The 25,572-nt window shown below is 38.2% G+C and carries 22 protein-coding genes and 2 pseudogenes; 12 read left to right on the top strand and 12 right to left on the bottom strand.

Annotated features, from left to right (window positions below):
* Window positions 1-554: 554 nt before the first annotated feature.
* A complete protein-coding gene (locus ACFIKG_RS03060) occupies window positions 555-1,943 on the top strand; it encodes a hypothetical protein (RefSeq protein ID WP_375651733.1) in 1,389 nt (462 codons plus the stop codon).
* Window positions 1,944-2,270: 327 nt separating this feature from the next.
* On the opposite strand, the pseudogene ACFIKG_RS03065 reads toward ACFIKG_RS03060, so the two are convergent.
* The 12 genes and pseudogenes from ACFIKG_RS03065 to ACFIKG_RS03120 all read right to left on the bottom strand — a co-directional run.
* Window positions 2,271-2,566 (bottom strand): annotated as a pseudogene (locus ACFIKG_RS03065) (inositol monophosphatase family protein); the annotation flags it as partial.
* A gap of 100 nt (window positions 2,567-2,666) precedes the next feature.
* Window positions 2,667-3,458 (bottom strand): inositol monophosphatase family protein, encoded by a 792-nt coding sequence (locus ACFIKG_RS03070; RefSeq protein WP_015856959.1) that lies wholly within the window; start codon window positions 3,456-3,458, stop codon window positions 2,667-2,669.
* An 11-nt stretch (window positions 3,459-3,469) separates the two neighbouring features.
* On the bottom strand, window positions 3,470-4,045 hold the full coding sequence (gene efp, locus ACFIKG_RS03075; RefSeq protein ID WP_273787683.1) for an elongation factor P: 576 nt from the start codon (window positions 4,043-4,045) through the stop codon (window positions 3,470-3,472).
* A gap of 594 nt (window positions 4,046-4,639) precedes the next feature.
* A pseudogene (locus tag ACFIKG_RS03080) lies at window positions 4,640-4,941 on the bottom strand (helix-turn-helix domain-containing protein).
* Window positions 4,942-5,327: 386 nt separating this feature from the next.
* Window positions 5,328-5,726, bottom strand: coding sequence for a hypothetical protein (locus ACFIKG_RS03085; RefSeq protein WP_375651734.1), 399 nt, complete (start codon window positions 5,724-5,726; stop codon window positions 5,328-5,330).
* Between the two features lie 178 nt (window positions 5,727-5,904).
* A complete protein-coding gene (locus ACFIKG_RS03090) occupies window positions 5,905-6,135 on the bottom strand; it encodes a hypothetical protein (RefSeq protein WP_375651735.1) in 231 nt (76 codons plus the stop codon).
* A 221-nt stretch (window positions 6,136-6,356) separates the two neighbouring features.
* Entirely contained in the window at window positions 6,357-6,725 is a 369-nt protein-coding gene (locus ACFIKG_RS03095; RefSeq protein WP_375651736.1) for a helix-turn-helix domain-containing protein, read from the bottom strand.
* Between the two features lie 603 nt (window positions 6,726-7,328).
* A complete protein-coding gene (locus ACFIKG_RS03100) occupies window positions 7,329-8,372 on the bottom strand; it encodes a tetratricopeptide repeat protein (RefSeq protein WP_375651737.1) in 1,044 nt (347 codons plus the stop codon).
* 314 nt (window positions 8,373-8,686) lie between these two features.
* Window positions 8,687-9,079 carry a helix-turn-helix domain-containing protein gene (locus tag ACFIKG_RS03105; protein ID WP_375651738.1) on the bottom strand — a complete coding sequence of 131 codons (393 nt, stop codon included), beginning with the start codon at window positions 9,077-9,079 and terminating at the stop codon, window positions 8,687-8,689.
* Window positions 9,080-9,452: 373 nt separating this feature from the next.
* Window positions 9,453-9,818 (bottom strand): helix-turn-helix domain-containing protein, encoded by a 366-nt coding sequence (locus ACFIKG_RS03110; protein ID WP_375651739.1) that lies wholly within the window; start codon window positions 9,816-9,818, stop codon window positions 9,453-9,455.
* Window positions 9,819-10,569: 751 nt separating this feature from the next.
* Window positions 10,570-11,265 (bottom strand): hypothetical protein, encoded by a 696-nt coding sequence (locus ACFIKG_RS03115; protein WP_375625256.1) that lies wholly within the window; start codon window positions 11,263-11,265, stop codon window positions 10,570-10,572.
* Between the two features lie 491 nt (window positions 11,266-11,756).
* Window positions 11,757-12,419: a thiamine phosphate synthase gene (locus tag ACFIKG_RS03120; RefSeq protein ID WP_375651740.1), complete on the bottom strand. Its 663-nt coding sequence runs from the start codon at window positions 12,417-12,419 to the stop codon at window positions 11,757-11,759.
* A 366-nt stretch (window positions 12,420-12,785) separates the two neighbouring features.
* Between ACFIKG_RS03120 and ACFIKG_RS03125 the strand changes: the two genes are divergently transcribed.
* The 11 genes from ACFIKG_RS03125 to tolB all read left to right on the top strand — a co-directional run bounded on the left by ACFIKG_RS03125 (window position 12,786) and on the right by tolB (window position 25,053).
* The gene (locus ACFIKG_RS03125) at window positions 12,786-13,928 is read left to right on the top strand and encodes an OpgC family protein (protein ID WP_375651741.1); all 1,143 of its coding nucleotides are present in this window, start codon (window positions 12,786-12,788) and stop codon (window positions 13,926-13,928) included.
* Window positions 13,929-14,109: 181 nt separating this feature from the next.
* Window positions 14,110-14,628 carry a DUF1465 family protein gene (locus ACFIKG_RS03130; RefSeq protein WP_015856950.1) on the top strand — a complete coding sequence of 173 codons (519 nt, stop codon included), beginning with the start codon at window positions 14,110-14,112 and terminating at the stop codon, window positions 14,626-14,628.
* 30 nt (window positions 14,629-14,658) lie between these two features.
* Window positions 14,659-14,826, top strand: coding sequence for a hypothetical protein (locus tag ACFIKG_RS03135; RefSeq protein WP_375651742.1), 168 nt, complete (start codon window positions 14,659-14,661; stop codon window positions 14,824-14,826).
* A gap of 1,380 nt (window positions 14,827-16,206) precedes the next feature.
* Window positions 16,207-16,722, top strand: a complete 516-nt coding sequence (gene ruvC / locus ACFIKG_RS03140) for a crossover junction endodeoxyribonuclease RuvC (protein ID WP_375626550.1) — start codon at window positions 16,207-16,209, stop codon at window positions 16,720-16,722.
* A 13-nt stretch (window positions 16,723-16,735) separates the two neighbouring features.
* Complete coding sequence (gene ruvA / locus ACFIKG_RS03145) at window positions 16,736-17,350, top strand: Holliday junction branch migration protein RuvA (RefSeq protein WP_375626548.1); 615 nt, start codon at window positions 16,736-16,738, stop codon at window positions 17,348-17,350.
* A gap of 13 nt (window positions 17,351-17,363) precedes the next feature.
* Window positions 17,364-18,458, top strand: coding sequence for a Holliday junction branch migration DNA helicase RuvB (gene ruvB / locus ACFIKG_RS03150; protein WP_375613207.1), 1,095 nt, complete (start codon window positions 17,364-17,366; stop codon window positions 18,456-18,458).
* Window positions 18,459-18,670: 212 nt separating this feature from the next.
* Window positions 18,671-19,111 carry a tol-pal system-associated acyl-CoA thioesterase gene (gene ybgC / locus ACFIKG_RS03155; RefSeq protein WP_375635534.1) on the top strand — a complete coding sequence of 147 codons (441 nt, stop codon included), beginning with the start codon at window positions 18,671-18,673 and terminating at the stop codon, window positions 19,109-19,111.
* A gap of 1,736 nt (window positions 19,112-20,847) precedes the next feature.
* Window positions 20,848-21,561 carry a protein TolQ gene (tolQ, locus tag ACFIKG_RS03160; RefSeq protein ID WP_375606538.1) on the top strand — a complete coding sequence of 238 codons (714 nt, stop codon included), beginning with the start codon at window positions 20,848-20,850 and terminating at the stop codon, window positions 21,559-21,561.
* Between the two features lie 15 nt (window positions 21,562-21,576).
* The gene (gene tolR / locus ACFIKG_RS03165; protein WP_375625263.1) at window positions 21,577-22,029 is read left to right on the top strand and encodes a protein TolR; all 453 of its coding nucleotides are present in this window, start codon (window positions 21,577-21,579) and stop codon (window positions 22,027-22,029) included.
* 107 nt (window positions 22,030-22,136) lie between these two features.
* Entirely contained in the window at window positions 22,137-23,684 is a 1,548-nt protein-coding gene (locus ACFIKG_RS03170; protein WP_375651743.1) for a cell envelope biogenesis protein TolA, read from the top strand.
* A 43-nt stretch (window positions 23,685-23,727) separates the two neighbouring features.
* On the top strand, window positions 23,728-25,053 hold the full coding sequence (gene tolB / locus ACFIKG_RS03175; protein ID WP_375626543.1) for a Tol-Pal system beta propeller repeat protein TolB: 1,326 nt from the start codon (window positions 23,728-23,730) through the stop codon (window positions 25,051-25,053).
* Window positions 25,054-25,572: the final 519 nt, after the last annotated feature.

The following is a 25,572-nucleotide window of genomic DNA, read 5'->3' on the forward strand; positions in this document are numbered from 1 at the left end:
ATGTTGTATTAGTTAAAACCATGTCTCTTGTATGTGGCAAGCAGAGAGAGCCCGCGTGAATAAAACACTTTAGAAAGAATAAGTCCTCTTCATGAATCGTCTCAAGTTTTAGGGACTGTCACAACATTGGGGCGCTGGCATAAGAGTATGATGGTGCTGGGCTACTTAAAGAAGAACTGATAAATAGGCAGAGAGGCGCTTTTTATCGATGTTATAAACAGTGTGAGCACGCAGCATATTTTGCTGTTTGGTTGGATTAAGGTTTTTATTACTTTGAAAATCAATATTTCATGGATCATGCATTTTGAATTTCATGGATCATGCATTTTGAGGGCTTATAAGGCTTTTCTTTAAAGTACATAAATCACTAAAACAGCATTATTTAAATACAAATTGTTCTATTTTACCAACAAAAACATCTATATTTTGTGTATTATTTTTATTAAAATATAATATGTAGTGATTTTCAAATCAGATGTACACACAATGATACAATATCGAGAAATCGATGAGAAAGCTGCGTTAAATGTTGGTGAGAATAAAAGAGAGCAAGAATGGAAGAAGACATAAAATGGGCAATAGCTTTCATAATAGCTACAATTAAGGTCATTTGGAAATGGGGGAAAGAATGTGGGAGCAGAAGATTCGGCGTTATGATTTTCTGCATCATATTGATGGGGAAGTCGTGGTATTTGGGATACTCAGTGGATTTTTTGTTTGGTTTTGCAATGATAGTGTGTTGTGGGGGAAGCTTAATGCTTGCATTGGCAATTTATCAGAACAAGCATTTAACTAAACAACTTGAGCAAAAAGAGCAAGAGTGCGTTGGATATCAAGATATTATTGCACAAGGGGAACAGAGGCTTTTTGCAAAAACTCAAAAAGTATCGCAGGAATGGTTGAAACAATGGGATGAGGGAGTGAAACAGTGGGAAAGAGACGTATTGGGGATAAAAAATCCTAGGGAAGATATGAAATTCAGTGGAGATCGGCTTCCATTGGTAAAGGATATTTGTATTCGAGGGGAGCACGAAGTGCGTTTATTGTACAGACAAGCACTTGAAAAAAAACTTACTTATGAACATTACAAAAAAATATGTAGTCTCTTGGATACCTCGTATTTTAGGAAATTTTTTGTAAAAGCAGTGCGATTAATGAGAATGAATGGAATAACTCTGCAAAAGTTTGTAGATCCTCTTACGAACAAAAAACGGAGTCAACCTACGATGTTATTACTTCATTGGTGGTTATATGTTCTTGATGATATGATTACAGCTGAATGCAAACAGCACCAAAAGGAAAACTTTACAGGGGAGGATGAAAAGAAAAAATTTACAGATACTTTGTGGGACAACATATCTATAAGTATAGAACACAAAGAGATAGAGAAAATGCTAAAGCTTTCGGAATCTTGGTCTGGTGAGTGTACTTTATTATTATATTGTAAAAAGAATGTGTTGTTGTTGTTGTTGTGTGATATTTCCAGTGATTATAAGGCGGCAAGAGAAACTTTCATTTACTATAAGAAGCTTATTAAAACAGTGAAAAAGGGCTATGTTGCTTTTGATAAGGGTTGCCATTCTGTCACAGTTAGAGATGTAATCAATACTTGTAAAGATAATGACACAAATAGAGCAAAAAATCTTTCCATTGTTGAAGGGAATCCAACATTTGAAGAAATTTATAAATTAGGAGCCAGAGAATGGATAAAAGCAGCAAATGAGACATGTGATAACCGATTGATCTTTTGGGAGAAGCTTGTTGAGGAAAAAAAGTTAAAAGAAAAATTAAAAGTTATCTTTGGGGATAAGAAGGTAAAGGCGCTGAAAGAGGCTGTTGAAAAAGATAAAGAACAGCTTGCAAGTGAAGTGCAGAAAGCAATTTTGGAAAACAAAGATTTTCATTATTATAAATGTCGTCGGCATTTGATAAACTATTTGTAAAACGGTTGAATAAAGGGGTAGAGAACAGCCCTATGAATCAGTGGTTTTTCTGAAATCTCTGCTATTATGCAGTGGTGGAAAAGACGTGAAAACTCTTAAACATATGCGGCAGCTTTTATGAGAGAGGAGAGTTTTTTCGATCAATGGATAGCGCACTATAAAGAGCATATATTGAGAGAGGGAATGGACTGTGTTTTTGCTTTGGGTGCGATAATTGCTTCTTGGGGCATTTTGTGATGATGTTTTTGTCACTATCTGATCAGTTATTTCCTATCGTTTTCTGTAAAGAAAATTTAAAACTCTCTCTTCATGTGGTTTTTTAAGGTTCTAAGGTTTTTGTAAAAAACTGTAAGAGTTAAATACTTTTTTTGAGTTTTTTTCTAGTTTGGTGCGAATGTGTTCATTGTCGGCAATGATATTTTTTTGCGGGATATATTGTTGCCTTCTTTATCGGTGATAAAACCACCGGTTTTGCGAACCATCAGTATGCCGCTAGCCATATCCCAAATTTGTAGATTGTCTTCTCAAAAGCCATCGGTTTTTCCTGCGGCGACATAAGCTAAATCAAGAGCAGCAGCGCTAAGAAGGCGAAGTCCAGAAACTTTCATCATTACTTGCGTAATTCAATAAGAGATAAGGTTGCGTAATGAGAGATATCTCTATGGGGATGTTGCAAAGTTAAACTTTTAGCATTGCCTTTTAAAAAGACACTACTTCTGAGGTCTAAATGCCTTTTTTGAGGGTTTTTTCTAGTTTTATGCGAATGTGTTCATTGCCAGCAATGATATTTTTTTTGCGAAATATATCGCTGCCGCCTTCTTTATCGGTGACAAAACCACCGGCTTCGCGAACCATCAATATTCCAGCAGCCATATCCCAAATTTGCAGGTTATCTTCCCAAAAGCCATCGGTTCGGCCAGAAGCAACATAAGCTAAATCAAGAGCAGCAGCGCCAAAACGGCGAAGTCCGGCAACTTCCGCCATCACATTGCGTAATTCAATAAGATAGGTTCCATGATTTGGGCGACCAAAATGCGGCATACCTGTGGCAATGACACAATCTTCTAGTCTGCGCCTTGCAGAAACGCGACAGCGTCGGTCATTGAAAAAAGCACCACACCCGCGTTCTGCGGTAAAGAGTTCATCACTTACGGGATTGTAAATGACACCAGCAACGATTTTCCCTTGACTTTCTAAGGCAATGGAAACAGCAAAAAAAGGAATGCCATGGAGAAAATTTGTGGTGCCATCTAATGGGTCAATAATGAAACGATGTTGAGAATCTTCGCCAATGATTTCTTCAGACTCTTCCATCAGAAAACCAAATTTGGGGCGCGCTTTGCTTAATTCATTGAAAATAATTTTTTCCGCTTTGCGATCTGCTTGGCTGACATAATCCGCTGGTCCTTTCAAAGATACTTGCAAATTTTGCACTTCACCGTAATCACGCACCAAAGAGCGTCCTGCTTTCATTGCAGCTTGCACCATGACATTCATGACTGCAGAATGGGCCATTTTTTATTCCTTTATTTATCTTTTTCATTTGCGCGACGCAAATAAATCAACTCATTGGTGTCTACAATGATACGTTCACCAGCATTCATAAAGGGGGGAACAAGAATACGAATCCCGTTTTCAAGAATGGCGGGTTTATAAGAGGAGGTAACCGTTTGTCCTTTGATGGCAGGATCGGCTTCCACAATCGTGACAGCAACTTGATCAGGAAGTGAGATGCCAATAGGTTTTTCTTGATAAAGTTCAACTGTGACAGTCATCCCATCTTGGAGAAAAGCAGCACGTTCACCAACAAAATCCTTTTGAAGTTCAAGTTGTTCATAAGATTCTGAATCCATAAAGACCAAAGCATCCCCTTGCTGATAAAGAAATGTGAAATCTTTTTGTTCAAGGCGCACGCGTTCAACCGTCTCAGCAGCACGAAACCGTTCATTAAGTTTTGTACCATCAATTAAATTTTTCATTTCAACTTGGTTAAATGCACCACCTTTTCCTGGTTTTACAGCGTTGCATTTAACAGCAACCCATAAGCTTCCTTGATGTTCGATCACATTGCCAGGGCGAATTTCATTGCCATTAATTTTCATCGTTTCTATCCAATTCTATTCTTGCAAAAAGAACTCTTTTGTTGTCGTTATGGCGCTTTTCTTTGCTGCCTTTAACGGTGAGCTCTTTTGTTATTTTTTGGCTCAAATTTTTGATTAGCCTTGCGGCTCTCTCATGGTCCTGTGCGCTCCATAGGTTTTCTCCTGTTTTTTGCAAAGAGAAAAGCTTAAGTAAAAAAGGACCTTGATGTATTTTTGCTTTTCAGTTCTTTGCAAGACCATAAAAAGCGCTCAGACGCAAGCTTTTTAAAAATTTGCACAAAAAATTTTTAGAATTTTTGGGGATTTTATCCCTTTGTGTCGTAAAATATCATCATTAATGGCAATGATATAATTGATGGCAATGATATAAGTTCCGTAAAGCCATGAGGTGTTTTTGATTGAGAATGTGTGGTGAATATATGAAGGGGGCTTGTCCGGATAATCTTGTGAAATGAACCACATGAAATGGGAAGCTAAAAGAGTTCTGTTCTGAGAAGACGGATTGTTTACCAACTGGATAGGGAAGGGACTTCTGTCCTTTGAGGGGTGGGAGGCAAGTTAAGAACAGAGAGTGTAGCGCCCTATATCATAATGTTAAAAGTTTTCATTCTCATCAGAGATGCGCTGTAAAATGGCTCTCTTTTTTACAGTGGTAAGAGTTCTAAATCTTTTTAAAAGCAGGTATTCTTCTGTGCTCGATGCGATTTCATCATGGTGGTATGGAGGCTGTTGTTTTGTTAAGCGGCATAAAAAAAGGAAACCGGAACATTCAATATATCGGAAATTTCTTTTAAACGCCCTGCGCTGACACGATTTAAGCCGTTTTCATATTTCTGGATTTGTTGGAAAGTAACACCCAAATGTTGACCTAATGTTTTTTGAGACATCTTCAACATTTTTCGTCTAAAACGAATTTTTTTGCCAATGAATTTGTCACTGAAAATGTCGTTATAAGGATTTTACCGATACCCTAGAAAATGCTACACGGGATATAGAAAACTCTTCAGCTGCTTCAATCACAGATAGTCCAAGTTTTGCATTTACATCTTCGCGTAACAATTCACTAGGGTGTGGGGCATTTTCATTATTTTTAGTATTCTTCTTTTCTTAAATCTCAAAGCTATAATTTACACTATTTTGTATTGTCACAATCTATAATAAAATTTATCCACTCTGGCTAAAAATGAGGTTTTTTATTGAGGTGCAAATCTCTTTGCCTTTCGCAAGAGCTTTTAAGTCTTTATGTGTAAAATATAGAGAAAATTCACATTAAATAGCGGGTTCATTTGGGCTGAGTATTTATATAAGAACGCGGCTCTCCATTCACGTTATACTGAAAAAGAGACACTATAGTGCTACTATTTAATCTTATTCTATAACTCAAATTCACACCCATGTTTTGTTGTTTTTGGGGTTGATCTGTATAAATCACATTATATCCATTCTGTCGCAACAGATTGATAAATACAGGAGTAAAGTTGTCTGCTGTATTATTTTTCTTTATAAGAAGTGTGGTTGTAGCGGGTGGTAAAAACCCTTTGTTACCGCTAATAAATTTGTTAGCGACTAATTGTGCCTGATGCTTTGTAAGACTTTGATCAACATAATTTGATGAATAATTGCCTACAGATGCGCAACCTGCCACCAACACAACCGGTGACAGCAATAAATATTTTAACATCGTTAATTCCCCTTACTTATTGTTGCTCTTTTTTGCGAAGCTCCTATTCCAGAAATAAGAGCAACTTTACTCATCGTTACATTAACAACATATCGGCATCTAATCAATCGGTTAATTAATCAATGAATAATGGTTTCAGCTGTAAAGGCTGCTTGAAGTGCTTCTTGCGGCGTATATTTTAATAAACTGCTGTTTTTGGTAATTGTGATAAAAAAGCAATTTTTTGCGTTTGCATGTTAAGATCATATCCTCTATCACCATTATAAAATGAGGCGTTAGGTGCTGTTCCAGATCGACCAAAAAAATTTTCAAGCATTGCTTTTTGAAGGCTATCTTTTTTAAATACGTATGAATGCTTATTCTGTTTGCTGTAAAATACTATCGTTTGAGGTGTGGTGCTATAAGACATCAAACTTTGCACATGTGATATTTTTATGAGAATATGTGGTGAATATATGAGGGGGGCTTGTCCGGATAATTTTGTGAAATGAACCACATGAAATGGGAAGCTAAAAGAGTTCTGTTCTGAGAAGACGGATTGTTTCCCAACCGGATAGGGAAGGGGCTTCTGTCCTTTGAGGGGTGGGAGGCAAGTTAAGAACAAAGAGTGTAGCGCCCTATATCATAATGTTAAAAGCTTTCATTCTGATCAGCGATGAGCTGTAAAATGGCTCTTTGTTTTATCGAGGTTAGAACTCTAAATCTTTTTAAAAGCAGGTATTCCTCTGTGCTTGATGCGATTTCATCATGGTGGTATGGAGGCTGTTGTTTTGCTGAGGTGTCCGCATAGAAAAAGACAAGTGGAACATTTAAGATATCGGCAATTTCTTTTAAACGCCCTGCGCTGACACGATTTAAGCCGTTTTCATATTTCTGGATTTGTTGGAAAGTAACACCTAAATGTTGACCTAATGTTTTTTGAGACATTTTTAGCATTTTTCGTCTCAAACGAATTTTTTTGCCAATGAAAATGTCGTTATCAAGATTTTTGGTTTGCATTTTAAAGCCCCCCGCCGGGTGCGAGCGCCCTCGCGTTGGTATTCCGGGAGTCTAAAAACACTGACCTCGAATCAGCATTTTGCTTTTAGTGCTTAAAGCACCTGGACATAGCAAAATCTCCCGGAATTCCGGGACACCCGCAAAGCGGGGTAAATTTATGTACGAGGTTTCGGGTTTTTAGAGCCCTATTGGTCGTTGCGTATGCGACCAAAACATCTTTTAATTCATAAAGTAATTTTAGGAAATTTACAATAAAAAATAGCTTTTTACTGAGAGTCGGCGTGTTTTTCGTCCAAGAAAAAAGAATGAAAAAATAGAGCTTTCGGAATTTTCGCGATAGCCTAGTTCTTTTGCTTATTGGATATTGTTTGTTAAGTAAATGATACCAGTGCGTTTTCTTTACCAATGAAAATGTCGTTATAAAGATCTTTGGTTTGCATTTCCCTCCGACGGGGTGCGAGCGCCCTCACGTTGGTATTCTGAGAGTAGTAAAGTACTGAGTTCTAAACAGCCTTTTTGCTTTTAGTGCTTATCGCCCCTGGACAGTGCAAAAACTCCCAGAATTTCTATAAATTTTATCTCTTTGAAGCAGAGAGGAGTATTTTAAAAAACAGGAAGGAGCTTTATTGCTTCTTTGTGCGCTTTTTCTAGTTGTGTTTTGTCCATGCCTTGGAGCATCATTTCAAGATCAGGAGCTTGCATTTTTGCCTCTTTTGCGAGCATATACCATGCCGCTGCCATTATTATATCGCCTTTTGTTCCTGTGCCATCTCGATAAAGCCTTGCAAGGGAAATCTGTGCTGGTGCTATCATGTTGATAGCATTTCTTTGAAGTAAATGAAAAGCACGGGGAAAATCTGTTTCTCCTCCACGCCCCTGTATAAGCCATTGTGCTAAATGAAGTTGAGCTTTTAAGTGGTTGTTTTGAGCCGCTACCTCCATGAGTTTGCGAGCATTGCGATCATCCTTTGGTCGTTTTAACGTGCCTAAGGAAAGAATTTTTGCAGCAGAAAAAGCAGCTTCAGCATCTCCAAGAGCAGCACCTTTTAAGTACAATTTTAAGGCTTGCTCGATTGCTTCATTTTCACGGCTTTGAGAAGAAACACCAGGGAGAGCTTGTTTTTCCTGTGCGGCTTTATAAAGAAGCAGTTGTCCGTAATAAAAATAGGCTTCCTTGACGCCTGCATTGACAGATTTTTGAATGAACTGTTCACCAAGTTCTTGATTTTGTTTTATAAAGTTACCATCAAACAACATAAGCCCATAGCGTAGTTGTGCTTGGGGTTCCCCCTGTTTTGCGGCGCGTTCAAACCATAAAGCAGCACGCGCACCGTCAATAGGGACAGCACATCCCTCCATATAAATTCTGGCAAGAAGAGTTTGTGCAAAAGGATCATTTTTTTCAGCACGTCGGAGTGCTTCACGAAAAGCTTTTAAATAATAACCTTGGATGTAATAGTCATAGGCTTGATCATAGTCTCCAGCTTTTAAGGGCTGAAAAGGTTCTTGAGTGTTTGAAGCTTCTTGAATCGTATTGAAAGAGTCTTCAGAACTTGAGAATTCTTCAGTGTTTCCAGCTGAATTGACAGCAGAACTTGCAAGGCCAAGCACGCCTAAGATAAGCAGCTTCACGCTTCTCTTGATCATGGTGTTTTCTCCTCATTACCGATCAGAACTTTCACATTTTTTTTTCATCATTACAAGCCGTATAAGAATTTCATTTCTATATTACTTTTTATCTCTCAGTTTTTCGTCTTAGTTAAGGTAGGGTTGGGTAAGTTTAAAAAAATAGCATAAATGTTGACGAGAGCCAGACTGTTGAAAATAGTCCTGTTAAAAATAATAATGATAAAGGGTTATTGTGTGTAAAGATGCTTATCTTCTATTATATTAAGGGCTTCTCCTCCTAAAATGAAAAAATGCTTACAATGGGGGCTGCTTTTTAAAATACGTATGAATGCTTATGAATAGCGCGCTATCCGTGTGATATTGTTTGCACTCTCATCAGAGATCAGCTGTAAAAAGGCTTTCTTTTTTACCGTTGTGAGAGTTCTAAATCTTTTGAGCAGCAGGTATTCCTCTGTGCTTGATGCGATTTCATCATGATGATATGGGGACTGTTGTTTTGTTAAGATATCCGCGTAAAAAAAGGAAAGTGGAACATTCAAAATATCAGAAATTTCCATTAATCGCCCTGCGCTGACACGATTTAAGCCTTTTTCATATTTTTGAATTTGTTGGAAAGTGACACCTAAAGCGTGTCCTAAAGTTGTTTGAGACATTTTTAGCATTTTTCGTTTTAAGCGAATTTTTTTGCCAATAAAAAGATCAATATTAAGATTTTGAGATTGCATTTTTCCCCGCCGGTTGCGAGCGCCCTCGCATGAGTATTCCGGGAGCTTGAAAACACTGAATCCGAGTCAGCCTTTTTGCTTTTAGTGCTTAAAGCACCTGGACATAGCAAAAACTCCCGGAATTCCGGGATACCCACAAAGTGGGTTCATCTTTACGCTCGGATCTAGGGTTTTCAAGGCCCCTTTTGGTCGTTGCGTATGCGACCAAAACATCTTTTAATTCATAAAGTAATTTCAGGAAATTTACAATAAAAATTAAAATAGTGTCTCTTAACGTGTCGTTTTTTAAAATGGAGGGGTGGTATGTTTTGCATTCAAGCAATAAAGTGTTCACAAAGTGGGACTTTGAATAGCGCGTGCTATCTGTGTGATGTTAGTTTGCATTCTCATCAGAGATCAGTTGTAAAAAGGCTTTCTTTTTTACCGTTGTGAGAGTTCTAAATCTTTTGAGCAGCAGATATTCCTCTGTGCTCGATGCGATTTCATCATGATGATATGGGGGCTGTTGTTTTGTTAAGATATCCGCGTAAAAAAAGGAAAGTGGAACATTCAAGATATCAGAAATTTTCTTTAAACGCCCTGCGCTGACACGATTTAAGCCTTTTTCATATTTCTGGATTTGTTGGAAAGTGACGCCTAAATGTTGACCTAATGTTTTTTGAGACATCTTCAACATTTTTCGTTTTAAGCGAATTTTTTTGCCAATAAAAAGATCAATATTAAGATTTTGAGATTGCATTTTTCCCCGCCGGTTGCGAGCGCCCTCGCATGAGTATTCCGGGAGCTTGAAAGTACTGAAATCTAATCAGCTTTTTTTGCTTTTAGTGCTGAGAGCACCTGGACATAGCAAAAACTCCCGGAATTCCGGGATACCCACAAAGTGGGGTAAATTCATGTTTAGATTTTCGGGTTTTAGAGCCCTATTGGTCGTTGCGTATGCGACCAAAACATCTTTTAATTCATAAAGTAATTTTAAGAAATTTACAATAAAAATTAAAATAGTGTTTTTCTCGTGAGAGGTATTGCGTTTTTCATCAAATCAAATGGAGTTAGGAAATTTACGGCGGGCGTGTACTACGGTTAAAATCTCAGTTTATTTTGCAGCTACTCGATACAATATAAGATAATTTGGATGCGCTATGATTTCCCGCAATCTTAGCACTCTCTCACTTTGACAATATAGGTACAGATGCTCGGACAATGGTAGTATACAAGCTTCTTTTAAAATTGAAAAATCTCTCCCATTTTAATATGCAAGAAGTTGTTTCAAACCCTTCCTAGGTGTTGTGTATGCGATAAAAAACATTTGCTCAATGATAAAGTGATTATAGGGGGAATAAAGTGATTTTAGGAGATTGCAGTAAAAATGAAAAAAGTTTTTGTAACTTACAGCTTTTTAATGAGAGGCGGAGAGCCCCTCATTAAAGCAAAGCTTAGTTATTTTACTACTATGATTTTCACATCCTAATGACAATTAATGGTGCTTGATTTTACCGTAAGCGAGAGGATAATTCTTCCTGATATTCATATTGGCTTTTAAAACTAATATCAAAATTAAAACGATCTTTACAATTTTTCACAAAAGTCTCTCTTGCATGTACACAGCGTATAAAATTATCTCCTTTTTTTAATCCTAATATTGAGAAAGCTTCATTAAGCAAGTCGTCTCGTTGTTGCCACAAATCTTCTAAATTTTGTATAAGGCTTCCAGGATCAGCTACAGAGATTGAAGTTTCTAGGTGCTTTCGCAAGTTTTCTAAATTTTGTATAGGGCTTTCAGGACTTATGGGGAATGAAACCGCATTTTCTAATGTTCGCGCTACAATACCATGATTTTGAAATATATTATATGTCCTCTCTGCATATTTTTTAGCTATTAAAGATGGAATATCACTAGATATACCATTTCTAAGAATGACAATATTCTCTTTATTAATTATTTTTGAATAGCCATTCCCGCTGCATTTGTATTCTGTTGGTTCTCCTTCTTGTAAGTGAGCTTCACATGGTAACAGTAAAAACCCCTGTGTTTCATCCTCAAAAAGACCTAACATGCCATGTTTAAAAAGACTTTTCTCTATATAGAAAGGTGAAAATACGTTTTTAAAATAGTTACATTTCCAATAAAATCTTGAAACAAATGAACTATAAATATAGTCAAAATCAATATTTTTTGTATTTTTCATTTTCTCCCCTTTTTAATTTAAAAACTGTATAATACATTTTTTTATTGATAAAATTTGTTGAATAATAATTTATGAAACAATAACTCATGTAATTACTGTTAATTACATTTACAATATCCCTTAATTAAAAATTATTTATTTTTATATTAAGTAATCTATAACTACTATTATTATTATTAATTATTGTTATTGTTAGTAACTAAAATCTCTAATTTAATTTGAGACAGTGTACTGTTTTTTTGAAAGTGCTTTGGTTTTTCCCTTATTTTTATCATTTTAAGTATCATCAGGGGGTTGTCGTTCCCCAAAATCACTTCTTCTACAGCAATGAATTCATATGTGGTGTTTAAGATTTTATCAAAGAGTGCAAAATTGCTTCCTGCTTGAACTATGGCAGGGATTTTCGTAGCTTTTGCTTATCGCTATGTTCACTGGGTATTGCATGAGTGAGTGTATGGGGTTTTATCAGCGGCTTATGTATGTCTCCTATATTACAAGGGGGTTTTCTCACATTTTTCTTGTATTGTTTTAAGCAGTATTAAGGGGTTGTCGTTCCCAAAAATCACTTCTTCTACAGCAATGAATTCACATCCAGTCTTTAAGACTTCATCAAAGGTTGAAAAATCGCTTCCTGCTTGGATAATGGCGGGGGTTTGCATAATTTCTGCCCACCATGTTGCTAACTGGAGATTGCGGGGGTGCGCTTGGGTTTTTTTATCAGCACCGAGTTTTCCAAAGAACAGGTAATCAACACCTGTTTCCGCTGCAAGCATAGCACTATGGCGATTGCGTAGATTGCCAAAGCCTATGATTTTTTGTTCCTTTTGCTGATTTTTGAAGCTTTCAAGAGCGTTAAGATCATCTTCTATGTGCAATCCATCAGCCTTTATGCGCCCAGCAATGCGGCTGTCATCAGCGATGAGAAGGGCTGCGTCGTGATTTTGGATATCTTCTGCGTAAGTTTGTGCTTGTTGTTGTAAAAAAGAGCTATCATCTTTCTGCTTTTCAGAATCATAGAGGATGACGCATGCAAAAGACTTTGTTTGAAAAATTTGCTGCAAAAATGTGTGTGGGGTGTTGCGCCGAACATCAAGTGTTAAAATCAACTGAGGGAAAAGAGGTGAATCAATTGGTTTATTTTTTTGTTCTGTCATGTCAAATCCCTGTTTCTTAGAGAAAAATAATGCTTAAAATTAAAGTTTCATTCTATTATGCTTATTTGCGATGAAAGTGACCACCATTTTCACGTAATTTAAAGGATTTGTGGGTGTGTGGGTGCCTGCTTATGAGAAATGAGAGTGTTTTTAAGCATAATTATGTCGCCTTTTTGCTGTGATACATGTATGGATTCTTTTCGTTCTTTTACCTTTAAAAAAATTTTGCCTTTTAAAAAATAAACGCTTAAAATGAAACTTGACACTTAAAAATTAAAATTTCATCCTGTTTATGCTTGTTGGCAATAAGGGTAACCACCATTTTTATGGGACTTCAAGGGGTTTGTGGCGTGTGGGAGTCCACTGATGAAATACCAAGGTATTCTTGAGCATAATACTCAACCTTTTCGTCGTGATACACGTATTGATGTTTTTCGTTCTTTAGCTTTATTGACGATTTTCATCAACCATATTCCCAGAACGATCTATGAGTCTTTTACCCATAGAAATTTCGGTTTTTCTGATTGTGCAGAAGTGTTTGTTTTGCTTTCAGGGATTGCTCTTGGGTTAAGCTTTCATGGACGGTTACAGCAAAAATCCTTTGCTTTTATCATCCGAAAACTGTGGTACAGAGCTTTGCAGCTCTATGGCGCATATCTTTTTACTACCTTTGTCACGTTAAGTCTTTTTTTTGCTGCCTTTTTATTATGGAAAACAGAAAAACTTTTATCAATGAACAATATGAGACTCTTTTTTAAAGAGCCTGGTATCGCATTTTTGAGTACCTTAAGTTTTGGGCATCAATTGGGATATAATAATATTCTTCCACTTTATATCGTTTTGATGTTTTTTGCGCCTTTTATCCTTTATTTGAGTTGTAAACAGACAAAATGGCTGCTTTTGGGCTCGTTTACGCTGTATCTTATCTGCGGATTTTATAAAATTGCTCCTCCTTCTTATCCTTTAGAAGGAAAGTGGTTTTTAAACCCTTTGTCTTGGCAATTCTTATTTGTCATAGGATTGACCAGTACTTTAGCGCTTAAACAAGGAAAAAAAATCGCTTTTCAGTCTTTTTGGATTGTTTGTGCGGCAGCTTATCTCTTGTTGGCACTGTTATGGGTTCGCTTAAACTGGTGGGGCATTTTGGGGTGGCTTGGCTGGTCTTCCCCATTGTTGAACTTTAATAAAACCTTTTTAAGCTTGCCACGTTTACTCCATGTTCTTGCATTAGCCTTTTTCATTCTTTCTTTGCCAAGCATCAATAAATGGTTTTATGTCTCTCAGAAACATCCTTTAGCAATCTTAGGAAAACATAGTTTACCGGTCTTTGTAACGGGAACCATTTTTGCGATGTTTGGACAAATTATAAAAACAGTGATGACAGGAACGTTTTTTTCCGATACCCTCTTAATAATAACGGGTATTGCTCTGCAATTTGGAGTCGCCTATTATTGTGAAAGACGGCGATCTTGGCAGTGGTCCTTTTCAAGGAAACTGATCCGTTTATAAGAAAAACGCTCCTATAGTGTTTGTTGGGTGCGTTAACCTTAGTATAAAAAGCGCGTTGCGCAAAAAAATTAAAAGAGGTAGCAGTTTTAAAAAAAGCGTTCTATACAGCAACAAAAGAAACTTTTTAATACTCTGTTCGTTGAGTGGTATAATTTTGTGCTGATACTTGGAGTATAAAAGCGTGAGTGTACATAAACGTCCATATGATGAACCTATTATCATGATTGAGCATAATGCTTTTGAAAATGCTTTTAATCGTCTCTATGAAGAAACAATGGCGCTGATTGAAAAAACCGCAGCGTATATTGATTCAGAAGGGAAATTAGTAGCACGTTCCCTTTCGGCAGAAGTTTCTGCAATCTATGCGAAAGAAGCTATGTATTTAAGTACACGACTGATGCAAATCGCTTCTCAACTCCTTCTTCTTCGCGCAGAGCGTGAAGGGGAAATGTCATCAGAACAAATAAAAAAAGAAATTGTAAAAGTATCACTTCATACACCGACATTGGAACTTGAAACCCCTCATTGGCATGAATTGCCAGAAATTTTTCGCCAATTTGTTTCTCATTCATTGCGTTTAGAAGCGCGCATACAGTATATGCGTGCTGGTTGGGAAACTGCAGCCTCCTGTGCCTTAGAAGATGATAATCCAGTAGGAAAACAAATCGAATTGCTCAAAACAGCCTTTGGGCGTTCTTAGAGGTATTTCCTTGCTCTGCGTGAAGGGGAAATGTCATCAGAACAAATAAAAAAAGAAATTGTAAAAGTGTCACTTCATACACCGACATTGGAACTTGAGACCCCGCATTGGCATGAATTGCCAGAAATTTTTCGCCAATTTGTTTCTCATTTCATTGCGTTTAGGAGCGTGCATTTTTTCGTAGATATGCGGCTGTAGTTTAAGCGTTCTGGTCAATAAGGGCGGTTGTAGTTTAAGAAATGATAATTTAGTGGGAAAACAAATCGAATGACTGAAAACAGCTTTTGGGTGTTATGAGAAGAATAGCTCCTTGCTTCTTTCTTGCGATATTTAGAGCAATCTACCCATTTTTTACAACCAAAATTGCACAACTAAAACTAATCTAGAGTGCTTTTTTCTGCCTAATTTCTATTTGAGCGTAGGAAATGTCTTGAGCTTATAGCTGAGAGGGGGGTAGAGGGAGGGGGTGTATAGGTATTGATTTCGAATATGGCATGGAATGTGGGGTATGGTTGGTCTTGTAAAATCGGCTTCGGTTGATTGCAGCTGGAACACTTTCTGTTGATATATCGTGTGATTTTGTTTTGGCTATGATAATAATCAGGCGCTAGATAGAGCTGGGGCTTGTACATCAATTTATTTATGCTCTATAATTTATGCCTATAAAGTTGCTGTAAAGCGTGTGTTAATGAGGATGATACACATTGTGTCAGTTTTTGGGCTTCTTTTGTTTTGAATGGAAGTTATTTTTCCTCGCGTAAAATAAAACATCCAAAATAAAGTGCTCTATAATGAATGCCTCGGGGGTTCTCTGTGTCCCATGCATAATGTCCCTCTCCATGCAATGTCATTGTGGTGTAATGGGCATATTCAAAAACACCTCTCAGTTCTTGCTTACATCCATTGAGCCTCCTCATCTTTACGCTTGCAACGGAGCAAGCCGGCACGATCATCATATTTGCCAGTTCCCAATGTTGTGATAAGCCCTTGGCATTAGAGATGGTTCATGAGAGGCATTTTTAGTCCTTTCTTGTACAGGTTTACTCCATAGGGAAATCCCACGTTTCATATGTGAGCGAATGGTTTTGATTGCTTCAATATAAAGAGGTTTGTAATGAGAAAATCTTAGGATATTCGGGATTCTTATTCAACATACAAAATAATGAATTATCTTTATAAATCAATTTGTTGAATTACTGTGGTAGCAACATGTTATAATGTAAAAAGTTTCCGTAAAGTGTATACTATCTATTGCATAGTCTCTTTACACTTAATGAATGTACAATCCAGCACTCTCTATTTGCTCGCTTGCGATGTTTAACTGTTATGGCATTGGACATGATAAAGAAAGAGAATTTTTATGTTTTATAAGGTGTTTGATAGGGTGCTTGCTTGTGATGTGTGAATGGTTTTGATTGATTTCAGTTATGCTTCATAAAGATGCTGTTCGTTGCGTGTTATAATTGGGGGGCATGATCATCTTTTTAGTGGTTTTGTCTTGTGCTGTTGTTTTCTTTGTGGTCTTGTCTTTATTCACATCTTTATTCACAGGGGGGAAAAGTGTATAGACTGTAGTTTATGGCAGAGACGATTCGTATTATAGGCATTGATCCCGGATTGCGGCGTACAGGGTGGGGCGTTATCGATGTTGCGGGTAATCGTCTTCAGTTTATTGCAGCAGGGACCGTTTCTTCTGATGTAAAGTGTGAGCTGGCTTCCAGACTATGTCAGATCCACAAAGGTCTTTCAGAGGTTGTGCATCAATTTATGCCCCATGAAGCCGCTGTAGAACATGTGTTTGTCAACAAAGATGCTACAGCAACTTTAAAACTTGGGCAAGCGCGTGCAATTGCATTGCTGGTTCCTGCGCAAGCCAATCTTCCTGTTTTTGAATATGCGCCCAACAAAGTGAAAAAATCGGTTATTGGTGTTGGACACGGTGCTAAAGAACAAATTCATATGATGGTCAAAGTTCTCCTCCCACGGGCTGAATTTGATAGCAGTGATGCGGCTGATGCTCTTGCTCTTGCTCTTTGTCATAGTATGCACCGTAAGAGTATTGACCGATCTTATCAGGCAAGGATGGCGGTATGATTGGGGTGGAAGCATGATTGGCAAATTAAAGGGCACTCTTGAACATATCTTTGATGATCATATCCTTCTTGATGTTCACGGTGTGGGTTATGTTGTTTTTGTTTCAAATCGGCTCCGTCCTTCTTTACCCTCTGTTGGGGAGGCGTTAAGCCTTTTTATTGAAACGCATGTTCGGGAAGACGCAATCCGCCTTTTTGGCTTTGCTACAAGAGCTGAACAGGAGTGGTTTTGTCTTCTACAAAATGTTCCTGGAGTAGGGGCGAAGGTTGCTTTGGCAATCTTGGGTACTTTATCACCAGATGAACTCGCACAGGCTATTGCCTTAAACGATGTTGCGATGATTAGTCGAGCGCCGGGCGTTGGTAAAAAAGTCAGTGAAAGAATTGTGGGTGAGTTGAAAAGTAAAACACTCCCCTTTGAACAAGCGCTCAAGACTGTTTCGGTTCCTCAGCGTGAGATGACCAATCAACCTGCGCATGATGCGCTTTCTGCGTTGATGAAGCTAGGGTTTGAGCGGGAGCATGCATCCCGTGCTCTTGCTCTTGCGATGAACGCTCTTGAGGGGGAAACTGTTTCTTCTGCTCTGCTGATCCGCCATAGTCTCAAATTGCTTTCTTCTCCTACTTAAAATCAAGGTAACAATGCATAAAGATGAAGATAAACGCCTTCTGGGTTCCGCACCCCTTCCTAACGATCCAGATCGTTCCTTAAGACCACAAGTTCTCGATGATTTTATTGGTCAAGAAGCGGCACGGGCTAATTTAAAAATATTTATTGAAGCAGCAAAAACGCGGCAAGAAGCGCTGGATCATGTTTTGTTTGTAGGACCACCGGGACTGGGAAAAACAACGCTTTCACAGATTATGGCAAAAGAATTAGGCGTTAATTTTCGCTCTACTTCAGGACCGGTCATCGCTAAAGCAGGAGATTTAGCCGCTCTCTTGACCAATCTCGAAGAACGTGATGTCTTGTTTATTGATGAAATTCATCGCTTAAATCCGGCGATTGAGGAAATTCTTTATCCAGCCATGGAAGATTATCAACTTGATTTGATCATTGGGGAGGGGCCGGCCGCACGCTCGGTGAAAATTGATCTGGCTAAATTTACTTTGGTAGCGGCAACTACACGTTTGGGGCTTTTGACCACACCGCTGAGAGACCGTTTTGGCATCCCAATTCGTCTCAATTTTTATACGATAGAAGAATTGGAATATATTGTGCAGCGTAATGCACGGCTTTTTGCCGTCAAGATCAGTGATGATGGTGCTCATGAAATTGCACGCCGAGCACGGGGGACTCCTCGTATTGCTGGGCGGCTTTTACGGCGTGTTTGTGATTTTGCTTTGGTTAAACAGGCAAAACAAATTGACCAAAAAATCGCTGATGAAGCGCTTTCCCGCCTTGAGGTCGATCATCTTGGGCTTGATCCGCTTGATCGCCGCTACTTGCTCCTGATTGCGGAAACTTTTTTAGGGGGACCGGTGGGGATTGAAACAATTGCTGCTGCTTTATCAGAACCACGCGATGCCATTGAAGATATTGTTGAACCGTATTTGCTCCAACAAGGTTTTATTCAAAGAACCGCTCGTGGACGCATTCTAACTGAAAAGGCTTGGAGCCATTTAGGGCTTTCTGCTCCTGCCTCTACAACGTCTATACAAAGGCGTTCTCAACTTTCTGATGCTCAAGACAATTCATCACTTCAGACGTCTTTATGGGATGGGGAAGATGACTAAGACATTCTCTTTAATTAAAAGAAACTATGTGAATATTTTATAGTAAGGTCATAAAATACAAGAGACGTGCTTCTTTTAGCATATTCTGACCAAAAAGGTCTTGCACGATTAAGGGGGCTTTTGCTTTTCACAACTTCAACACAAAAATGTGTTCAATCTTTTGATTGATAAACAATTTGCTATATTAGATGATTTTATGGGACATGAAGCCAATGACAGAAATAACTCCTTTTAAGAGCAATCATACAAATGCTTTTCATAATTTTCAGGTCCGCGTTTATGTTGCGGATACAGATTTTTCCGGTGTGGTTTATCATGCGCGTTATCTTGAGTTTTTTGAACGAGGACGTTCAGAGTTTTTACGGGATACCGGTTTTAATAATAAGATGTTAGCAGCAGGGGTTGAGGGGGAAAAACTGTTTTTTGTTGTGCGTCATATGGAAATTAATTTTTCAAGACCAGCTAAAATTGATAATCTTTTAGTTGTTAAAACACGTGTTACTCATATCCAAGGGGCACGCTTTTTTATGGAGCAATCTATTTTGCATGAGGCGACCACGTTGGTAACAGCCAAAGTTGAAATTGCTCTGATTAATGAGGAGGCAAAACCGCGACGTTTACCCAAAGAACTTTTTGCAAAAATGCTTGGTTAAAAGTGTTATTCATTGAACGAGCAGCTTTAGGAGAGATCAGGGGATATAAAGTAATCTACAATCTAAGATCATACATTTATCATAGCCTAAATGTTTTCCAACAAGGTCACGCGATACATCAAAAGAAAGCGCCTCTACTACAGTAGCTACAATAAATTGAAGATGATATCCCACAAAATTAAACACGCCTCATCTATGTTATGATTCAAAATCAATGTCTTATTATCCATTTTCTGCTATAAACTCAAGATATTTTCTTTCTTTTGAAGAAAGGTTCGTTGGCATAGGAAAACAGCAGAAAAGGACAAAACAAAAAAAGAAATAAAAAATGGATTAAGATTTATTTTTATAAAAATGCACATACCCAGCAAAATATTGCAATAAAGTGATAATAAGCTATTAGGTCAAAAATTCTCTCAAAACACCCAAAGAGTATTTTAAGCAATTTGATTTGTTTTTTACTGGATTGTCATTTGGCATCACAAGAGCGCATGTCCTATCCATTTTCATCCATAATACATGGCTTTATCTGTGCTTCTAAACGCAGTGAATGAGTGAGAGGTCAATGTATACAAAGCAGAAATGCATTTTTGATTTAAAGTTTTAAAAGCATATTATTTTATATGATAGATCGACTCAGAAAGGTAAATTATCACTTCTCACGGGCACAAATTCCAATAGAGTAATGAGAGTAAAATACTTTCATTTCAAATCTGTACATGTTGAAACAATTGAAATCATTTGCTTACATATCATAAGATGAGCAATATAAATCATTGAAAAATTGTAAAAATATTTTTTATAGATCATTCTCAATGCAATAACGATCAAATATCGCAAGTGAGAAAAGAGAACGAAGAAGCCTGTTTTCATGAAGTAAAGATGTGAAAAGGCTTTTTTCATGTTACAGAAGCTTTTACGTTATACCATGCCATGGTGTCAGAGAGATGATGGGCATTGAAAGGGATTAATTCACAACACAATGAGACTATATGAGACTTACACTAGATTTATGGGACTTACATTAGGGTGCATGGGTGAGGCACATTGTTGTGAGGCATTTTATGGTGGTTTATTGTCGTTTTTTTGTGTTCGAGGGTGTCCCCGTATTAAATTTGATGCAAAATGAGAGAAAAAATAGTCTGAGGTAAAGCGTAATCTTTCATGATTATAACATATTTATTTATAATGATAATTTATTGCGTTGTCATTTTCAGATAACTCTGAAACTTGTAAGATTTTTTCTTTTCAAGCTCTATTGCTGTGAATTAATAAAAAACATTTTCTTACATGTCACAAGCGGGCTTGGTGAGTGGGGACAAAAACACTTAAGATAAGGAATAAAAATGCCTCTTATGAATGTTTTCAAGTGCTAAGACTTATCACTGCATTTTAAGCTTAAAACGTGTATGAGGGTTTAGCTTTCTTTTCATGAGCGTAAAGATGGTGGTGCATAATAGATTTGATATCACGCATTTTTATATCTTTTATTTTTATAGCATTTATGGGGAAGGCTTTATCGTTATATTTTTCATAAATGCTGTTGTGAAATGAGGGGTGTGTGTGTTGAGGGATGTCTCTCGTCATCACTTTTTAAGGAAATTTAAAAAACAAGTCTTGTTTTAGCGCATGGATTTATGTGAGACTGAAGTTTTTTACTTAAATTTAGAAACTATAAAATAATCTGTTTTATAGAATTTTAAAAAATACACCTTTTATTTAGAGGGACAAAAATTATGCCGCATGGTGAACTAACGAATCCGGAAACAATTGGAATGTTGCATTTGTTTATGCAAGCGAGTTGGATCGTGAAAGGTGTTATGATCGGGTTGCTGCTCGCTTCCATTTGGAGTTGGGCAATTATTTTTGATAAAATTTTTACGTATCGGAGAATACGGCGTGAAATAAAGCAGTTTGAACGTACATTTTGGTCAGGCAAAGCGCTAGAAGATCTTTATGCATCATGTAAAAGTCAACGCACCAATAGTATATCCGCAGTTTTTATGGCGGCAATGGTTGAATGGAAAAAATCTCTTGAAAAAGGGACCCATACATCGAAAAGTTTGCAGAGCAGAATTGATAAGGCTATGGATTTGACGCTGGGGCGTGAAAGTGAAAAAATAGAATCAAAATTAAGTTTTCTTGCGACATTGGGATCTGCGGGACCCTTTATCGGACTTTTTGGAACAGTTATTGGTATTATGGAGTCTTTTCTTTCTATTTCAGCTTCTCAAAATACATCACTTGCCATTGTCGCGCCAGGGATTGCAGAAGCGCTTTTGGCAACCGCTATTGGTTTGTTTGCAGCAATTCCAGCCGTTATTGCTTATAACAAGTTGACTCATGAAAGTGCGCGCATCATTGCACAAATAGAAAATTTTGCCGATGAATTTTCAACAATTGTATCGCGGCGTATTGATGAAACACGCACAGCACCTTCCTCTTTATAAAAAGGAGCTTATCCCATGGGAATTTCTGTTGCTTCTTCTTCTCGGAAAAATAAACGTAGGCGCCATCATTCACGAAGCCAACTGATGAGTGAGATCAATGTTACTCCTTTTGTGGATGTCATGCTGGTCTTGTTGATTATCTTTATGGTCTCTGCTCCCCTTTTAGTGAACGGTGTTCCTCTAGATTTGCCTCGTAGTCAAGCAGGTCCCGTACGAGCTCAAAAAACGCCTCTTACGGTTTCACTTGACGCGCAAGGGCGTTTTGCCATTAATCAAGATTATTATGAAACGTCACAAGCACTGATTGCACACCTTAAAACTCTTCTGGAAGAAGATGCTACACAAAAAGATCAACGGGTTTTTGTGCGGGTTGCTAAAACTGTTGAATATCAACAAGTATTAAAACTGCTGGCAGATATTCAAAAAGCGGGGTTTTCTCAAGTTGCGTTAGCAAGTCTAGCACAATAAATAATAAGTGATAAAATTTCGCATACCCTGTTGTTTTTAAAATGTTTTTAAGAGAGCATAGAGTGATTAAAAATGAAAAAATATAAGTCATAAATAAGGCATAAAGAATGAACAAAGACTCCTATCATAGCATGAAACGAGGCTTGGCTTTATCCCTTGTGGTCCATGTCATTTTTCTCAGTTGGGGAGCCGTTCAGTTTACAAGCTCTGTCTCTTTACCACAACCATTGGAAGCAATTCCTATCACTCTTGCTCCTTTAGTGGACGAGTTGTCCTCTCAACAAGGTTCCGTGAAGGCTCCCATCCGTGCAATTCCTGCCGTTAAACCAACTATGCAACCACAAGAGAAAGAAGATGCACGCCATATTGGAGAGGGACAAATAGATAGTCTAGCACCTTTTCAACCAAAGGAAAAACTGCGTTCTGTTGAAACAGCATCGCTACCACCAAGCAAGAACACGTCAGAAACATTTGCACCCGAACTTACAAAACCAGAATTATTAGAAGCAAAAACAGAGGATACCCCTAAGGTTGCGCCTGAGATGCCTTTGAGCACGCCGGAGGATACTCCTAAGGTTGCGTCTGAGATGCCTTTGAGCACGCCGGAGGATACTCCTAAGGTTGCACCTGAGATGCCTTTGAGCACGCCGGAGGATACTCCTAAGGTTGCGTCTGAGATGCCTTTGAGCACGCCGGAGGATACTCCTAAGGTTGCGCCTGAGATGCCTTTGAGCACACCGGAAGATACTCCCAAGGTTGCACCTGAGATGCCTTTGAGCACACCACCGGAGGATACTCCCAAGGTTGCACCTGAGATGCCTTTGAGCACGCCGGAGGATACTCCTAAGGTTGCACCTGAGATGCCTTTGAGCACACCGGAAGATACTCCCAAGGTTGCACCTGAGATGCCTTTGAGCACACCACCGGAGGATACTCCCAAGGTTGCACCTGAGATGCCTTTGAAGGCTCCGGAAGATGCGCTCAAGCCTGCGCACAAAAATGAAGAGATGATATCGCCAAAAGAATTGGCTCCAATGGTACAGAAGGTACCAGCAGAGCAGATTGTTCATCAAGCACCCAAAATTACACTTCCAGAAAAAATTTTTCTTCCACAGTTTAAACCAAAATTTGACGAAGAAGTTCCAAGGAAGAAAGGGGCTGCATTGAATCAAAAGACGCCAAAGCTTAACAAGAAAAACCAAGAGAAAAAGACCATTGAAGATATTTTAGCACTGGAGGAAAATAATTTGCTCAATCGTGCGCGGTCACAAGGAGGGGGAGCAAAACGTTCTCATACACCAGAAGCTTTGGGTGCAAGAAAAAACATTGATGATACCACAAAAATGGCACAAACATTGGTCAATATTGCGGGGGGATGTATTCAACAGAAGCTTAAACTTGTGGCGCTTGGTGGCGATTTAAAAAACCGTCCGGTTGTGCGGTTGCGATTTTATTTAGATCGTGAAGGGATGGTTATGGGCGATCCTATCATTGATCCCGTAAGTGGTCTTGAGAGTCAACAAGCTATTATGATGAGGCAGGTGTATGCCGCTGTCTTTTCATGCCAACCTTATGCAGATCTCCCACGTGATCAATATGATCTATGGGGGCAAGGTTTTGACTTTAATGTTGATCCCCTCCAAGAAATAAGATGATGAATGAGAAAAAATAAATTGGCTTAACGAAAGGACACATTCCATGATGACTATAACGAGACATAAAGTTTTAGCTTGGTTTATTGTCACTTGTGGGTTGTGGCTTTCAAGTATTTCATCGGGCTATGCGCAATTGAAAGGGACTATTTCGAGCGCTGATTTTAATCCCATTCCCATTGCAATTACAGACTTTATTTCCAATGATTCGATTGGGTTGAAAATATCTGCTGTGGTGACCGCTGATCTTGAGCGGTCGGGGCTTTTTTTACCGCTTAATAAAGAAAATTTTCTTGAAAATATTTCTAATCCTAATAAACAACCGCATTTTGCGTCTTGGCAGAAAATAAAAGCGCAAGGTTTAGTTACGGGGCAAGTCATGAGAGAAATCGATGGACGTTTGAGGGTCGACTTTCGTTTATGGGATGTTTTTGGACAAAGACAATTGAAAGGACGTCGTTTTTATACCGCGACAGAACGTTGGCGGCGTGTGGCACATATGATCGCAGATGAGATCTATAGCGAGATGACAGGAGAAAGTGGTTATTTTGATACACGAATTGTTTTTATCGATGAAACAGGACCCCAAAATGCACGCATTAAACGCTTAGCAATGATGGATCAAGATGGCGCAAATTTGATTTATATGTCTGATGGAAGTGAATTGGTGCTTACACCGCGGTTTTCCCCAAAAAGACAAGAAATGACCTATATGGCTTATGAGGACAATCAAGTACCTCATGTTTATCTTCAACAAATTGAAATGGGACAAAGAGAGTTGATCGGAACGTTTAATAACATGACAATTGCTCCGCGTTTTTCTTCTGATGGACAAAAGGTCATCATGAGTTTGTTACAAAATGATGGCAGTGCAAATCTTTACACCATGGATTTACGAACCCGTACAATGACGCGACTTACTACAACTTCTGCTATCGATACTTCTGCTTCTTATTCACCGGATGGAAAACAAATCGTCTTTTCCTCAGATCGTAGTGGAAAGCCGCAAATCTATAAAATGAATGCGGATGGGAGTGATATTCAGCGTATTTCTTCAAACGATGGGAGTTATTCGACACCTATTTGGTCACCACGGGGTGACTATATCGCCTTTACAAAACAATTAAGCGGACAATTTTCTATTGGTGTTATGCGCCCTGATGGACAAGGAGAACGAATTTTAACCACAGGGTTTCACAATGAAGGACCAACTTGGGCCCCTAATGGTCGTGTGCTGATGTTCTTTCGCAAAAATCCCGGTATGGGACCAAAAATTTATACGATTGATATTACGGGTCGCAATGAACGACAACTCCCTACACCCAATGATGCTTCGGATCCAGCATGGTCGCCTTTGCTCAATATACAGTAAAACAAAATGCTTAAAAACAGAACATAGAAGGAATATGGTCTATACAGTCTCAAGGTTACACAATATCAGTTTACACAATCTCAATTGTCTTTAATGATTTAAAAGAAGAAATTGATTATAGTGGGCATGGGGAGTTATGTAGATTTCATCTATCATCTACGGTTGTTTATCGACAATGGAATTTCCTTGGGGGAAAATGCTTAAAAAAATTCAAAACAATACCTTGAAAAAATAGAGTCGAAAATTCTGAGGTCTCTAGATTTCAACTTTTTATTCAAAGTGTCGCTATATATTTTTGACTTCCTCTTCGATCTAGTTTGCGAAGAGTCTGGACTCTTGTCAAGGGTGTTTTTCTGCTGCTCTCTGAAGTGTTTTATTTAAGTACGCTGTTGTTTTAGGTCTGAATATTGACTGATCGGTAATAGCAAAAGGACAGATTTTTAAGATAAATGACGTTATTTTATGAAACATACGACGCCATAAAGTTAATACTATAAAGTCAAAAATTTATCCGCAACG

Source organism: Bartonella sp. LB28NMGDW, assembly GCF_042194435.1.
Classification (GTDB): domain Bacteria; phylum Pseudomonadota; class Alphaproteobacteria; order Rhizobiales; family Rhizobiaceae; genus Bartonella; species Bartonella grahamii.

Excerpts from the sequence above, each read along its gene's own strand:
- ACFIKG_RS03060 (WP_375651733.1), top strand. The coding sequence starts at position 555 with ATGGAAGAAGACATAAAATGGGCAATAGCTTTCATAATAGCTACAATT.
- ACFIKG_RS03070 (WP_015856959.1), bottom strand. The coding sequence starts at position 3,458 with ATGGCCCATTCTGCAGTCATGAATGTCATGGTGCAAGCTGCAATGAAA.
- efp (WP_273787683.1), bottom strand. The coding sequence starts at position 4,045 with ATGAAAATTAATGGCAATGAAATTCGCCCTGGCAATGTGATCGAACAT.
- ACFIKG_RS03085 (WP_375651734.1), bottom strand. The coding sequence starts at position 5,726 with ATGTTAAAATATTTATTGCTGTCACCGGTTGTGTTGGTGGCAGGTTGC.
- ACFIKG_RS03090 (WP_375651735.1), bottom strand. The coding sequence starts at position 6,135 with ATGTCTTATAGCACCACACCTCAAACGATAGTATTTTACAGCAAACAG.
- ACFIKG_RS03095 (WP_375651736.1), bottom strand. The coding sequence starts at position 6,725 with ATGCAAACCAAAAATCTTGATAACGACATTTTCATTGGCAAAAAAATT.
- ACFIKG_RS03100 (WP_375651737.1), bottom strand. The coding sequence starts at position 8,372 with ATGATCAAGAGAAGCGTGAAGCTGCTTATCTTAGGCGTGCTTGGCCTT.
- ACFIKG_RS03105 (WP_375651738.1), bottom strand. The coding sequence starts at position 9,079 with ATGCAATCTCAAAATCTTAATATTGATCTTTTTATTGGCAAAAAAATT.
- ACFIKG_RS03110 (WP_375651739.1), bottom strand. The coding sequence starts at position 9,818 with ATGCAATCTCAAAATCTTAATATTGATCTTTTTATTGGCAAAAAAATT.
- ACFIKG_RS03115 (WP_375625256.1), bottom strand. The coding sequence starts at position 11,265 with ATGAAAAATACAAAAAATATTGATTTTGACTATATTTATAGTTCATTT.
- ACFIKG_RS03120 (WP_375651740.1), bottom strand. The coding sequence starts at position 12,419 with ATGACAGAACAAAAAAATAAACCAATTGATTCACCTCTTTTCCCTCAG.
- ACFIKG_RS03125 (WP_375651741.1), top strand. The coding sequence starts at position 12,786 with ATGAAATACCAAGGTATTCTTGAGCATAATACTCAACCTTTTCGTCGT.
- ACFIKG_RS03135 (WP_375651742.1), top strand. The coding sequence starts at position 14,659 with ATGTCATCAGAACAAATAAAAAAAGAAATTGTAAAAGTGTCACTTCAT.
- ruvC (WP_375626550.1), top strand. The coding sequence starts at position 16,207 with ATGGCAGAGACGATTCGTATTATAGGCATTGATCCCGGATTGCGGCGT.
- ruvA (WP_375626548.1), top strand. The coding sequence starts at position 16,736 with ATGATTGGCAAATTAAAGGGCACTCTTGAACATATCTTTGATGATCAT.
- ruvB (WP_375613207.1), top strand. The coding sequence starts at position 17,364 with ATGCATAAAGATGAAGATAAACGCCTTCTGGGTTCCGCACCCCTTCCT.
- ybgC (WP_375635534.1), top strand. The coding sequence starts at position 18,671 with ATGACAGAAATAACTCCTTTTAAGAGCAATCATACAAATGCTTTTCAT.
- tolQ (WP_375606538.1), top strand. The coding sequence starts at position 20,848 with ATGCCGCATGGTGAACTAACGAATCCGGAAACAATTGGAATGTTGCAT.
- tolR (WP_375625263.1), top strand. The coding sequence starts at position 21,577 with ATGGGAATTTCTGTTGCTTCTTCTTCTCGGAAAAATAAACGTAGGCGC.
- ACFIKG_RS03170 (WP_375651743.1), top strand. The coding sequence starts at position 22,137 with ATGAACAAAGACTCCTATCATAGCATGAAACGAGGCTTGGCTTTATCC.
- tolB (WP_375626543.1), top strand. The coding sequence starts at position 23,728 with ATGATGACTATAACGAGACATAAAGTTTTAGCTTGGTTTATTGTCACT.